Here is a 13752-nt window from a genome sequence, read left to right on the forward strand (position 1 = left end):
GTTATGCTCGCGGGTGCGTCTTCTTGAAGGCGGCTCGCAGGCGTTCTGCATTTACATGAGTATAAACCTGAGTGGTGGAGATGTTCGAATGACCGAGCATCTCTTTTACGCTCATAATCTCGGCTCCGTTTTCGAGCAGGTGCGTCGCAAAGCTATGGCGTAGCACGTGCGGGCTGGCCTTGCCTTCCCAGCCGATTTCGCGCAGCAGGTGCTGGATGTCGTTTCGTAGCGTGCGCAGGCCGAACGGCTTGCCGTCTTCGCTCAAGAACACGTAGCCCGTGGCGGAGGGAATGTGACCGGCCTGCATTTGCATTTGTTTGTAATTTGCGATGCGGTCGATAAAACTTTCTGTCAGAGGGACGATTCGTTCCTTGTTGCCCTTGCCGAGCACGCGCACGAGTTTTGCGCTAGTGTCGATGCGATCCCAAGTGAGATTCTGGCATTCCGAAATACGCAGTCCTGAACCGTAAATGAGTTCGAGCAGAATCCTTGCGCGCACTTGCTGGAGCGTGGGGTCCGCAATGTCCGGGAATTTTTCTTCGGCCAAGTCCTTTTGTCCAAGAACGTTCACCAAGCGCTTGGGGCGCTTGGGCATGGGCACGTTTTCGGCGGGATTCTTTTCAAGAGTCTTGCTTTTGACCAGGAACTTGCCGAAACTCTTTAAGGCGGCCAGGTGTTCGCAAATGCTTGTGGGCGCAAGCTTCTGCTTCATCTTCAAGTCCCACACGAATGTCTTGACGCTAGATTCCGAGAAGGCGTTGAGCGGAAAGTCCGCTGCGCCTTCGCCGAGATGTTCCAGAAATTTTGTGAGCGACTTGCGGTACGTGTCGATTGTACGCGGCGAAAAACGTCGCCGGTCCGCGATGTACTGTAAATATTGCTCGATGTGTTCCGAAAGGTTCATCTAAAATACTTTTTCGCTGGTCTACGAAACAAAAATAATCTATCTTGAAGGTCAAAGTATGACATTAGCGAAAAATTCTGTTTGTATTGCTTTAATTGCTGTTGCGAGTTCTTTTGCCGCCGACCGTGTGGTAGGTGCGAATGCGACCTTGGATATTGAACCGGGTGCGCGTTCCGCTGCATTGGGTTCTGCGACGATGGCCGTCGATGGCGATTACCTGGGGCTCATGTCTAACCCCTACCAGCTTGCAAATGTGAATTACGCGTGGGCATCTTTCTCGCATACCGAATACTATGAAGATACAAAGTATGACTATGCTTCGACGGTGGTGCCGCTGGGTGAGGGTCAGGGCTTAGGTATTTCTTTTTCCAGATTCGGTGCCGACGATATCCCGTACATTAAAGAGGGCGAACCTTTGCCCGAAGGTTCCGACTACAACACGCTTTCGATTGCAGACTACGTGTTCTCGGCAACCTTTGGCCGCAAGCTCACCAAGCGCTTGGATTTGGGTATCGGGTTCCACGGCCTTTACCGCGAAATGGACCAGAGTGGTTGGGGCTTCCGCGGCGATGCCGGACTTCGCTTTAATGCGGTCGATGAACTTTATTTGTCCGCCCTCTTGAAGGGTTGGACGTCTTCGGCGACCAGTTGGGAATCGGGCGAGTTCGAATACTCTTCTCCGGAGCTGTATATCGCAGCCAGTTATGGACTTCCGGTGCCTTACCTGTATGGCAAGTTGAACCTGTATTGGCAGGGTGCAGAACTCTTGCACCGTGAAGCTCGCGACCTGGATTATGAAATGGACCAGTCCCGCGGCAAGCGCGTGTGGGAAAATCCGCTGGATTGGCTTTCGGGCGGTCGCGGCGGTATCGAATACACCTTTGATTTCGGCCTTTTGCTTAGGGCGGGCCTTTCGAGCTTTACCACACTCCAAAGCGTGACTGCGGGTGCGGGTCTTGTTATTGCAAAATTTGTAAAAGTCGACTACGCTTTCGAATCGCACCCGGTGCTTTCTCCGGTGCATCGCGTGAGCGTGAGTATCAGTCCGTACTTGTTCAGCCATGCGCCTAAGCCGGGTACGCCGGAAGCCGCTTCGGGCCGCAGCAAGAACCTGACTGAAGAACCCGATGACGAAACCTCTTACGAGGATATGGAACGCGAACCTTACGAAGATTCTCGCGCTGCAGATAATGCTCCCGAACAGGGTTCTGCCCCTGACCAGGAACAGTCTACATCCGAGGCTCAAAGCGAAAGCCCGGCAGCCGCTTCGCCGGCCGCTCCCGCTCCGGCTAGGAACGCAATCATCGAAACAGACGACGAAGTTTTAGAGTAATTTGGGGCAAAAACCGCGATTTTATCGAGTTTAGGAGCACTTTTTGGTGATAGGTCGCACACGTTGAACCATAATTAGGCTATATTTTTACCATGCCGCAATTAAAGAATTATCGCGAAGTTGGAATTTTTGATTTGATGTCCGCCCCCCTGAATCCGATTGGGGCGTTCGATGCCGAACAGTTTAAGAAAGATGTTCGCGATCTTCTCGCTGAAAAGCCTGATGAAAAGTATTTGGCCGTCGATTTGACGGGTCTCGACTTTGTCTATAGTGACGCTTACAATGCCTTTATCCAGTTCCAGCAGGAAATGGATGACCGTAAGGGCATTTTTGCCGTCCTTACCAACAACCAGACGATTCTTGTTGGCCTCAAGAAGGCCGGTCTCGACAAAAGCATCATGGTCTTCGCTTACGAAGAAGACTTGATGTCGTTCTCGTTGCAGGCCCAGTCTCCGGCTGCAGCCGCTGAACCCGAACTCGAAGTTGCTCACGAAGAACCGGCTCCGGTTGCATCGCAGAACATGGGCAGCACCATGGGTTCTATCGATGTGACTCCGTCTCATTTGGATCGCCGTACTGGTCAGCATCGCAGGTTCACCAAGAGCTTCAATGCGATTGCCAAGGAAGAACCGGTGGAAAATTCCAAGAAGAAGGGCCTCGATGTTCCGTTCGACGAAGAACCGTCTTCGGCCAAGACAGTGATCATTGTTGCCTTGCTTATGTTGGCTGCTGTGGGCGGTGCCATCGCGATTTTCAGCCTTTAGTCCGATGCCTGTCGAGTTCCAAGAATACACACGTAAGCAAAAAACTTTTAATACTCAACATAAGTTCCCGTTAATCCGACTCGTGCTTGTGGCCGTGGCGGCTTTGACGGCCTATTTTTCGGGCTTTGTCTCTAAAATCGCAAATGCGTTGCCGCTTCCGGGTAACGAAGAAGAAAAGCCGATTGAAACTTGGGATTACCGCTGCAAACTTTATGGCGGTAAGCCATTCGTGTTAAAGCAGGGGCTTGCGCAGTGTTCGTGGGTGTTGGTCGATTCCATTCCCGTTTCGCGTTTGCCGAACCCGTTCCTACGTTACGTGGGTTCTCTCCGCAAGTCCGAAAAGTCTAAACTCCACTGGATTGCCCCGGTCAAGGACTTCGGTAATGCGTTGCTCGTGATGCACGAAGACAGCGTACCGTCGGTGTATTTACGTTATATGAAACCGGACTCCAGCTACATATGGGTGTCCAAGAATACGGGCTGCAAGTTCCCCGGAGTGTGTCCGAGACTTCCGCTGGAATGGTCTGCGCTTTCGATTGACGAAGGCTTCGACTTCGAAGGCCAGGAATCGTTGCTGGCGATGGATGTGTTTAGCGGTGTCGGCGAAGCTCCGATTTATCCGGTGCTTGCGGGGCGCGTGCTTGAAACAGGACACGACTCGCTTGGTTACTTTGTTGAAATTGACCACGGTTATAACGTCACGAGCAAAACTTTGGGCATGGGCGCTCCCAACGATTCCCTGTCGGTGGGCGATACCGTTGGCGTGCAGTCGGTGCTGGGCAGGCTTTCTCCGAAAGACAGCGCGACCTTCTTTTTGTCGGTTCGCCTGAATGGTCAGTTTGTCCGTTGGAGCGATTTCTACGCTTCGACGCATCCTGTCGCATTGGATTCGCTTGCATCGTTTGAAAAGTTGAACGGTTTTTAATACCTTTGGTCTCATGAACCGTCTTCGCTCTAAATACATGGGTTTTGCATTGCTGTGGATTTTGTCTGCAGTCGTATTTTTTGCCGGTTGCGAAAAAGACACCGACGGCCCCCTGAATGTTTCGAAAGAAGACTTTAGTTACGATGGCGAAGGATTCTTCGCCTACGCCCGCCTCGATTCCGGCAAGACAATTCACTTGTCCAAGGACACCCTGTATTTGGATATGGGGAAAATGTGGACGTTCTCGAATTGCGCCTTGAAGTCCATCAATCTGGATTACGACAAGGAAGATTCTGTTCTTTGGATTGCGCCGACGCTTTCGATTCATGCGACGGCCGAAGACTGTGCCGCTCCTTATTACCGCCCCGATACGACTCTCAAGCTTCTGCTTTCGTCGAAGCAAATGACCGGTATCGGAGTCATCAAGGTGAAAAACGATGCCGACACGTCGCTGGATTCCATTATCCTTCGCCGCGGAAGCCTTTCGAGAGATACTTTTGAAATGTATCTGGATTCCGCTTTTGCGGACGTGCAGGCGTTCCCGCTTCGCACTAAAGACAAAAAGCACGGAAAAAATTACCCGACGGTCATGCGCGTGCTTGATTCCCTTACGCCGCGTGTGTTCTTCTGGCGCACCATGAAGTCTACTTGCACGCACCGTGTGGACATGTGCAAGAATACGGTTTCCGATACCATTTACCCGAGTTCCTGGAATATTAACGACACGAACTTGGTGCCGGTGCATTACGCCTGCGCCGATTCCGATTCGGTGTACTGCATTAATTCCAAGTGGGAAAACGATTCGACGGAACTGGGCAAGCTGCAGGAACGTCCCGATACCATTTGGCATTACAGCACTTACTATACCGAAAAGATTCCGGAATGCGGAACGTATAGTCACTTTGCGATCAACTCCTTTGTGATCGGTGGGCAGGCCCGCTTTATTCGCGAGCTGTTTACGCCCGATGAAGACGAATCGTTCTGCGGTCCGAATTCTAAAAAAGATTGGATGGTCTATAACTTGTCGACCAACAAGATGGTGGTCGATTCAGACAGCGTTACGGTTCTAGACTCTCTGTATAAAATCTGGAAGAAGGCGACGGTTGCTCCGGACGCCCCGAAAGAAAAATGATTGAATATTCCTATTCTCCCGAAATTGCCGAGGCAGATCGCCCGATTATCCTTGAATCCCGCATTTACAAGGATTGGCTTGAAAAATCTCAAGAAAAATTCGTAGTGACCAAGGTTCACTTTTCTTCAGTGGATTTTTTGCGCAAGGGGCGCCAACCGTTGTTCATTAAGCTCGATGCGACCGCGACGCTTCCGGATGGGCGCCCGGTGCATGGCATTGTGCTTGTGCGCGGGAATGCCGTGGGCGTTTTGGTGGTGCTGCGCTGCGAAGGCAAGAAGTACTTGCTGCTGGTAAGGCAGCCGCGCTTTGCGATAGGCGAGCAGGCTTCCCTTGAAATTCCGGCAGGCATTCTGGACTGGACGGGAGATTACCGCAAGGTTGCCCTGAGCGAGCTTGAAGAAGAAGCCCAGATCAAGGCTGAAGATTCCGAACTGATTGACCTCATGGATTTTTGGTACAAGGGCAAAAGCGATGGCTTTGCGGCGAGTTGCGGACTTCTTGACGAACGTATTCGTTTGTATGCAATTGAACGTGACGTGACGCCGGAACAATTGAAGGCCATGGACGGCAAGGATCAGGAATACACTGAAGAAATCGAATGGATTAAAACGGTGGTGCTCCCTTACGAAGAAGCCGCTCACGAATTTATCGATGGAAAGAACTTGATTGCGCTCTTCTTGTACGAACGCTGGCTGGAATCTAGACGGTAATTACCAGTTTCCCAAGTTGTTAATTGTAAGGCCCAGGAAGAAAATGGTTAAGTAACCATACCAGAGGCCTGTAAGAACGTAGTTCAATTTACGCTTGTAGGCCTTGGGCTCGTTTTTATTCTTTTCGCGAATCACGAGAATGTTCTTGCGCAAAAAATAGGCGCAACCTGCAAGACCGATTAATGTAGCGAGAATCAAAAGTACGTAAGCCATGCGCCAAATGTAGTAATTAGAGCTTAGAACTTAGAACTCAGAATTTAGAGTTTCTATCTAAGTTCTGCCAACTAAGCTCTACTAACAGGGTTTTTAAGCCTCATTTTCTAAAATCCCGGTTGCCTAGCCCCCAAAAAATTTCTCTATTTGGTCTGTCTTGACGTTCGTGGACTCGATTTAGGCTTAAATGAGCAGATTTCGGGGCCGTATGCGAACGCCGTTTATTATACGAGGTCTATTTGGTAGCCCAGAAATTGGATACATTGATCGCCCAGGCATGCGAAGCCGCCGGCGTTACATTGGTGGAACAGGACATGTTCCGCGCAGGCAAGAGAAAGACGCTGCGCCTATACATAGACAAGCCCGAAGGGGTGACGATTGACGACTGCTCTAACGTGAGCCGCCACTTGTCCGACGCCCTGGATGCCGATCCGGATATTATCGAAGGTGCCTACACTTTGGAAGTGTCGTCGCCGGGGCTAGACCGCCCCCTCAAGTCGGTTGCCGATTTTACCCGCAATATCGGACGTTTTTTGCGGGTGACCCGCAGTACCGGTAAGCCTGTAACGGGCAAGCTCGTGGCTGCTGACGAAGAAAATTTGACGCTCACCCTTAAAGGCAATGCCGGTGACGTGGTTGTGCCCCGCAGCGAAGTGCTGGTGGCAAAAGTGGATGTACAAATATAATAGGAAGGTCATTTTATGAAGAACGAACCGAAAGTTAACTTGCTCGATGTGCTGAAAGATGTGGTCGAAGCCAAGGATATGGATGATTCCATTGTCATCAACGCTTTGAAGGAAGCCTTGGTGACGGCAGCACGCAAGTACTTGCACATCGAAAAGAAGATCGATGTGGATTTCGATACTGAAACCAACGAAGTCCATGTGTTCTTGCGCGTGGCCGTTGTCGATGACTATCCGGACTACGACCCGAACATGACCGCTGCCGAAGTGGAAGAACTCGACAAGGGTTACATGCTGGTCGAAGAAGCTCGCGACTTTAACGAAGACGCCCAGCCGGGTGACTTCCTCGAAATGGAAATTCCGATCTCTGCATTCGGTCGCCAGGCCATTCAGACTGCAAAGCAGCTCCTGAACCAGCAGATCCGCGATGCCGAACGCCAGAAGATCATGGATACCTACCGCAGCCGTATCGGTACCATGGTGAGCGGTGAAGTGCTCCGCCTTGAACAAAGTAACATCATCGTGAAACTCGGCAAGCAGACCGAAGCCATGATTCCGGCTCGTGAACAGATCCGCCGCGAACGCTGGGCTCAGGGTAATTCCATCAAGGCCGTGATTGCCCGCGTGGAAGAATCTTCCAAGAACGGTGCCCAGGTGGTGCTGTCCCGCGCTAACGGTGACTTCCTCAAGGAACTCTTCCGTCAGGAAGTTCCGGAAATTTACGAAGGTACGGTTGAAATCAAGGGCGTTGCCCGCGAACCGGGTTTCCGCGCCAAGATTGCCGTGTATTCCCGTGACGAAAAGATTGACCCGGTCGGCGCATGCGTCGGCATGAAGGGTGCCCGCGTGCAGACGATTGTGCGCGAACTCGGTAACGAACGCATTGACATCGTGCAGTGGAATCCGGATCTGGATACCTTCATTACGCGTGCCCTGACTCCGGCTAACGTGATCAAGCTGATTCACGTGCCCGAAACCCGCCGTACCGTGGTGATTATCAGCGACGAAAACCTCGCACTTGCAATTGGCAAGAACGGCCAGAATGTGAAGCTCGCTGCAGAACTCGTGCAGCGTAACCTCGACGTGTTCGGTGAAAATGAATGGAACGAAAAGGACGACGAAACGAAGGCTAAGATTACCTCTCCGTCCGCTGCCGATTTTAACCAGAACCGTAAGGCTGCTCGCTAATTTTTAAAAAAGGAACATTGGAAGCTATTCATGGCTAATGAAGAACAAATTAAACCAGTAGACTGGGCTAAAACCCACGGCATCAAGGTTGATGTCGTGATGAAGCTGCTTCGCGATGCGGGCGTTGCTGTCCGTACTCAAGTGTCCAAGCTCGACGCTAAGGACTATGAGAAAATCGAAGCGGACGCCGAGGCTGAACGCCAGAAGGCTGAAGCTCGCAACAAGAATCTGAAAAAGGCGTCTTCCGCTGAAACTTCCAATGCTTCTTCTGACAAGAAGAGTGAGTCTGCTTCGGCTGGCGATGGTAAGTTGAAGGCCAAGCTCATCAGGACTAAGAAGCCGGCGAAACCCGCTGCCGCTGCTGCCGCACCGGCCGCTGCAAAGCCTGCCGCTACGGTGAAACCTGCCGTAGCTGCCCCCGCCCCCAAGGCCGAGGCCCCTGCCGTTGTCGAAGCACCGAAGGCACCCGAGGTGAAGCCTGCCGCTCCGGCTGCCCCTGCTGCCCCGAAGGCTGAAGCTCCTGCCGCAGCACCTGCTCCCGCCGCAAAGCCTGCCGCCCCGGTTGCCCCGAAGGCTCCGGCCGCTCCCGCAGCACCTGCTCCGGCTCCTGCCGCTCCCGCTGCAGTCAAGCCCGCAGCTCCGGCAGTCAAGCCTGCCGCTCCGGCCGCCCCTGCAGCCCCCGCTGCTGCCGCACCGGCCGCTGCAAAGCCTGCCATGGTTACCCCGGGCATGGAACTCAAGCAGCCTCCGATGAAGGCCCAGGTGTTTAAACCGGACGAAGCCATTCTTGCCCGTATCAAAAAGTCTCAGCAACAGGCCCAGTCGAACCGCGGCGGACACCGCAACGGTGGTGGAAACCAGCAGGGTTATACAGGAACTTTCGGTCGCCTTTCGAACAATGGCGACAACCGCAACGGCAATCGTCGTAACGACAACCGTAATGGTAACGGCGGCCCGAACAACAACGGCGGTCGTACCTTTACCGGTCGCACGGGTGGCTTTACCGGCAACTCGATGCAGGATGCCTTTAATGCAAGCAATGGTGGCGCCCAGGGATTTGGCGGCCAGAACCAGGGCAAGGGCGGCAAGCCGCAGAACGGTCGACATGGCCAGAACGACAAGAACCGTCGTAACAATGGCAAGGACCGCATGGAGCAACAGAAGGAACTCCAGCAGGAAGCCGTACGCCAGAACGTTTCCCGCGTGATGGCTGACCTTTCCAAGAAGCCTGTCAAGAAGGTTTATCGCAAGGAGCATAACGACAATACTCCGGGCGAAGAAAAGAAAATCCTCAAGACTTCCGACTTTATCACTGTGGGCGAACTCGCTGGCCTTATGGACCAGATGCCGGCCCGCGTGATCGCGAAGTGCATGGAAATGGGCATGATGGTGACCATCAACGCCCGCTTGGATTTTGAAACCATCCAGCTCTTGGCTGACGAATTCGGTTACGAAGCCCAGCTGATGGAAGAATACGAAGAAGAAGTGCTCGGCGTGGAAGAAGAATCTTCTGAAAACCTGAAGCCGCGTCACCCGGTGGTGACGGTGATGGGCCACGTTGACCACGGTAAAACTTCTTTGCTCGACTGGATTCGTAAGACCCACGTGGTGTCTGGCGAATCGGGTGGTATTACCCAGCACATCGGTGCATACGAAGTCACGACCAAGCAGGGTAAGGTGACCTTCCTCGATACCCCGGGTCACGAAGCATTCAGTGCTATGCGTGCTCGCGGTTCTCAGGTGACCGACGTGATCGTGCTCGTGGTGGCTGCCGACTCCATGGTGATGCCGCAGACGGTTGAATCTATTGAACTTGCCAAGCGCGAAAAGGTGCCGATGGTCGTGGCAATCACGAAGATCGACTTGCCGACCGCTAACCCCGACAAGATTCGCGCCCAACTCGCTGAACGCGGCGTGGAAGTGGAACAGTGGGGTGGTTCTACCAGCTGTATCGAAGTTTCTGCACGTACGGGTCAGGGCATGGACGACCTCTTGGAAACGCTCGCCCTTGAAGCTGAAGTGCTCGAACTCAAGGCTAACCCCGATGCTCACGCTCGCGGTGCCGTGGTGGAATCCAAGCTCGACGTGGGTAAGGGTTCTATGGCCACGATCCTCGTGCAGAACGGTACGCTCCATGTGGGTGACCCGTTTGTCTGCGGTATTTACGCTGGTCGTGTCCGTGCTATGTTTAACGAACGTGGCGAACAGATGAAGGAAGCTCCTCCGTCTGCTCCGTGTCAGGTGCTCGGTTTTGACGGTACTCCGCAGGCCGGTGACGACTTGATCGTGGTCGAAGATGAAAAGACCGCACGTGAAATTGCCTCCAAGCGCCGTATGGCTGCTCGTGAACGCGACCTGCGTTCTCGTAACGTAAAGACCTTGGAAGATACCTTCAACGATCGTAAGGAAGGCAAGCTCTCCGAACTCAACCTTATTGTCAAGGCCGACGTGGGCGGTTCTGCAGAAGCTCTTGCAGCAAGCCTCGAAAAGCTTACCAACAAGGAAGTGCGCGTCAACATTATCCGCAAGGGTGTGGGTACCATTACGGAATCCGATATCTTGCTCGCTACGACCGCACAGGCAATCATTATTTCCTTCCACTTGATGCCGTCGCTCTCTATCCGCGAAATGGCCCAGAAGGAAGGCATCGAAATCCGCAACTACCGCGTGATTTACGACTGCATTGAAGATATCACCAACGCTGTGGAAGGCCTCCTCAAGCCGACCATGCGCGAAGAACTCTCCGGCGAAGCCGAAATCCGCCAGGTGTTCAAGATTCCGAAGATCGGTCTCATCGCAGGCTGTATGGTTACCGACGGCGAAGTCGACCGTACCAGCCATGTGCGCGTGTACCGCAACGGTGTGGAACTCGGTACGACCGTGGTCCAGTCCTTGAAGCGCATGAAGGACGACGTCAAGTCTGTCGCTCGTGGCTTTGAATGCGGTATCGGTCTTAAGGGTTACGAAGACATCAAGGAAGGCGATAGCTTGATCTTCTTCAAGGAAGTCAAGGTTGCCCGTACCCTGAAGGATGTGGCCCGCGAAGAAGCCGAAGAAAAGGCCAAGAAGGCTGAGGAGTCCAATGAGTCGTAGAACTGACAGATTGGACGAACAGTTCCGCGAGGAAATCGGCAAGCTCTTGCAGAAGGGCTTGAAGGATCCTCGTGTGAGCAGCCTCGCCAGCATCACGCGCGTCACGATTACCGATGACCTGAGCTACGCCAAGGTCATGGTGTCCGTGATGGGTTCCGACAAGGAAAAGCGTGATTCGCTGATTGGCCTCAAGAATTCGGCGGGTTATATCCGCACTGTTTTAGGCAAGGCGCTTAAGATCCGTAAGATTCCGGAACTGAATTTTGTTCTGGATGAAAACTTGGAACACGCCATGCATATCGAAAGCATTCTGGCCGAACTGAAGCAGAAAGGGGACTTGTAATTGAGCAATTCCGGCTTCGTTCTTTTGGACAAGATTGCTGGCGAAACTTCTTTTAAGGCCCTTTTCCCACTGAAAAGGGTCTTTTCTACAAAGCGAGTAGGCCACGCGGGCACGCTGGATTTGCGTGCCTCGGGCTTGATTATTGCGGCGACTGGCCGCTGCACGCGACTGTTGCCCTTTATCGAAGCCAAGGACAAGTGCTACAGCTTTAGACTGCATTTGGGCTACGAAACCGATACGCTCGAATGGGACGGCGAAGTTGTGGAGCAGGGCGAAGCGCTCGCGCTGACTCGCGAAAAGCTCGAAGCGGTTCTCCCGCAGTTTACGGGCGATATCGAACAGATTCCGCCCAAGTACTGTGCTGTGAAAATCAACGGCGTGCGTGCCAGCGACTTGATGGAACGTGGCCGCAACATTGAATTGAAACCCCGCAAGATTCACATTGGCGAACTCAAGGTGATAGGCGAGGGCGAAGTGACGGAAGGCTGCTCCGGCAAGGAATTTGCGACCTTTGACTTGATTTGCGAATGCTCCAAGGGAACTTACATTCGTGCGCTCGGTCGCGATATCGGGCGTGCGCTTGGAACCTACGCGTGCGTATCGCAGATACGCAGACACCGCATCGGCAATGTGACGCTCGATAAGGCGGTGCGTGGCGAGGACTTGACGCGTGAAAATCTGTTGCCGGTCGATGCGGTGCTCGACTTTCCGGTGGTGCGCCTTACCGACGAACAGGTGGCCGTGATTCGCCAGGGCAATTGGTTGCCGTGGAAAGAGAAAGTCGAGGGCGTAGGCCCCGAAGGCCATGTGTTTGCCGCGAACATGCAAGGCGAAGTCTTGAGCCTGTGTTTTTATGAGCCGGGCCGAATCAAGCCGAAATTTTATTTGGGTGAGGATGAAAAATGAAGCGTGCTGTGACGATGGGTAATTTTGACGGATGCCACCTGGGACACCAGGCGCTTTTCCGCACGCTCAAGGCCGTTGCCGAAGTGAACGGCTTGACGCCTACCGTCATTAGCTTTGAGCCGCATTCCAACTATGTGCTGCGCACTCCTGGCGATCCGCTGCTCCTCACGACTACCGAAGAAAAGCGCGAATTTATTGAAAGCCTGGGTCTTGAATTTTTGGTGCTCCCGTTTACGCCCGAGGTGGCGAAGCTCCCGTTCGATGTTTTTGTCCGTCAGGAACTGATTGAAAAGCGCGGCGTGTGTTCGATGTTCTTTGGACACGACCATTGCTTTGGCGCCGGCGGCAAGGGTAACTACGAAACCATTACCGCAGCCTTCCCGGAACTTTCGACTGCCATGCTTTCGATTGTGCTCCACAAGGGTGAACGCGTGAGTTCTTCTGCTGTGCGCAATGCGCTTTTGAATGGCGATGTTTCGCGCGCGCAAACTTATTTGGGCCGCCCGTATCGTTTGTCCGGAACGATTGTCGAAGGCAAACGCTTGGGCCATACCATCGGTTTCCCGACTGCGAACCTTCAGGTGGAAAAGTATAAGTTCTTGCCCAAGCATGGCGTGTATGTGGCAACCGCGCGCTTGCCCGATGGCAACGGGGGAGAGCGTTCTTTCCGCGCCGTAGTGAATATTGGAACGCAGCCTTCTACCGGCAACCAGCGCTTGGCTATCGAAGCGTACCTGCTCGACTTTAGCGAAGACATTTACGGTCGCCCGATGGTGCTTGACTTGATGGCGTACTTGCGCCCTGAACAGAAATTCCCGAGCTTGGATGATCTGGTTCGTCAGATTGGCATGGATGCGGACACCGCTCGCAATTATAACGGCAATCACTGGGCGGAATAAATGAAGCTGTTTAAGATTCTATTTGCTTGCTTATTGATATTGTCGACGACTAGCTTTGCCGCAAAGTCCTCTGCCGCAAAAAAGTCTGTATCTAAGAAAAAGGAATCAAAAGAATCAACGCAGGAGTCGGCGGAGTTTTCGAATAGTTCCCGCTGTCGGTTCTTTTTGCATGCGGGCTTGCTGGATGCAGGCCTTGGCTTGAAGCTTCGCTTGAGTAAAGAAAATGGCGTGTACATGACATTCGACATGATGTGGCAACAATTCCGCACGCAGTATGTTCGCGTTCCGGCATTGATTTACTTGGGCGGCAACAATTTCCATTTCCTCACGGGCTTTACTTTGGTCAACGAAGCTCATGGTGCTGACACCAAGACCGAAGTATCGGCCGGTTTCAACTGGGACTTCAATCAGCATTGGGGCCTGAACGGTGCGATGTTCACTCCGGTGTCGAAAAGGGCCTCTACAGGAACGTCGTACCTTTTAGATATCCGCTACGTATTCTAGACTAATTATTCAAAATATTTAGGGCTTGAAAAATCTCGGTGAACAACCGGGAATTTTTTTTGATGTAGTGAACGCTTGTTCACTTAAATTAAATCGGACCTGGGTTCGAGGTATGCTTTTTGTATGCTTTCGGGGTGAAAATGTCTGCTCTATCT

The 13752-nt window shown here is 52.8% G+C and carries 14 protein-coding genes; 12 read left to right on the forward strand and 2 right to left on the reverse strand.

The features are described 5' to 3' along the window. Position 1 precedes the first annotated feature (1 nt). Positions 2-904, reverse strand: coding sequence for a tyrosine-type recombinase/integrase (locus B7989_RS03680; RefSeq protein WP_088627236.1), 903 nt, complete (start codon positions 902-904; stop codon positions 2-4). 58 nt (positions 905-962) lie between these two features. Here B7989_RS03680 and B7989_RS03685 point away from each other — a divergent pair, with 58 nt between their 5' ends. The 5 genes from B7989_RS03685 (at position 963) to B7989_RS03705 (ending at position 5768) form a co-directional block, all read left to right on the forward strand. Next, positions 963-2237: a hypothetical protein gene (locus B7989_RS03685; RefSeq protein ID WP_088627237.1), complete on the forward strand. Its 1275-nt coding sequence runs from the start codon at positions 963-965 to the stop codon at positions 2235-2237. Between the two features lie 92 nt (positions 2238-2329). Further along, positions 2330-3001, forward strand: coding sequence for an STAS domain-containing protein (locus tag B7989_RS03690; protein ID WP_088627238.1), 672 nt, complete (start codon positions 2330-2332; stop codon positions 2999-3001). 4 nt (positions 3002-3005) lie between these two features. After that, positions 3006-3926, forward strand: coding sequence for a peptidase M23 (locus tag B7989_RS03695; protein WP_088627239.1), 921 nt, complete (start codon positions 3006-3008; stop codon positions 3924-3926). Between the two features lie 13 nt (positions 3927-3939). Next, a complete protein-coding gene (locus tag B7989_RS03700; protein WP_233144234.1) occupies positions 3940-5058 on the forward strand; it encodes a hypothetical protein in 1119 nt (372 codons plus the stop codon). After that, the gene (locus B7989_RS03705; protein ID WP_088627240.1) at positions 5055-5768 is read left to right on the forward strand and encodes an NUDIX domain-containing protein; all 714 of its coding nucleotides are present in this window, start codon (positions 5055-5057) and stop codon (positions 5766-5768) included. Before B7989_RS03700 ends, B7989_RS03705 begins: the two co-directional genes overlap by 4 nt. On the opposite strand, the gene B7989_RS03710 is transcribed toward B7989_RS03705, so the two are convergent. Continuing rightward, positions 5769-5981: a hypothetical protein gene (locus tag B7989_RS03710; protein WP_088627241.1), complete on the reverse strand. Its 213-nt coding sequence runs from the start codon at positions 5979-5981 to the stop codon at positions 5769-5771. It lies immediately after the preceding gene. Between the two features lie 239 nt (positions 5982-6220). On the opposite strand from B7989_RS03710, the gene rimP reads away from it, so the two are divergent. The 7 genes from rimP to B7989_RS03745 are packed head-to-tail and all read left to right on the forward strand — an operon-like array spanning position 6221 to position 13597. Continuing rightward, the gene (gene rimP / locus B7989_RS03715) at positions 6221-6667 is read left to right on the forward strand and encodes a ribosome maturation factor RimP (protein WP_088627242.1); all 447 of its coding nucleotides are present in this window, start codon (positions 6221-6223) and stop codon (positions 6665-6667) included. Positions 6668-6682: 15 nt separating this feature from the next. Further along, complete coding sequence (gene nusA / locus B7989_RS03720; protein ID WP_088627243.1) at positions 6683-7852, forward strand: transcription termination factor NusA; 1170 nt, start codon at positions 6683-6685, stop codon at positions 7850-7852. A gap of 30 nt (positions 7853-7882) precedes the next feature. Beyond that, positions 7883-10945: a translation initiation factor IF-2 gene (gene infB / locus B7989_RS03725; protein ID WP_088627244.1), complete on the forward strand. Its 3063-nt coding sequence runs from the start codon at positions 7883-7885 to the stop codon at positions 10943-10945. Next, complete coding sequence (rbfA, locus tag B7989_RS03730; RefSeq protein WP_072976600.1) at positions 10935-11288, forward strand: 30S ribosome-binding factor RbfA; 354 nt, start codon at positions 10935-10937, stop codon at positions 11286-11288. Before infB ends, rbfA begins: the two co-directional genes overlap by 11 nt. Next, complete coding sequence (truB, locus tag B7989_RS03735; RefSeq protein ID WP_088627245.1) at positions 11289-12194, forward strand: tRNA pseudouridine(55) synthase TruB; 906 nt, start codon at positions 11289-11291, stop codon at positions 12192-12194. Continuing rightward, positions 12191-13093 (forward strand): riboflavin biosynthesis protein RibF, encoded by a 903-nt coding sequence (gene ribF, locus B7989_RS03740; RefSeq protein ID WP_088627246.1) that lies wholly within the window; start codon positions 12191-12193, stop codon positions 13091-13093. Before truB ends, ribF begins: the two co-directional genes overlap by 4 nt. Further along, entirely contained in the window at positions 13094-13597 is a 504-nt protein-coding gene (locus tag B7989_RS03745) for a hypothetical protein (protein WP_144264958.1), read from the forward strand. It begins immediately after the preceding gene. The last annotated feature ends 155 nt before the right edge of the window (positions 13598-13752 follow it).

The organism is Fibrobacter sp. UWB5, assembly GCF_002210295.1.
Taxonomy (GTDB): Bacteria; Fibrobacterota; Fibrobacteria; order Fibrobacterales; family Fibrobacteraceae; genus Fibrobacter.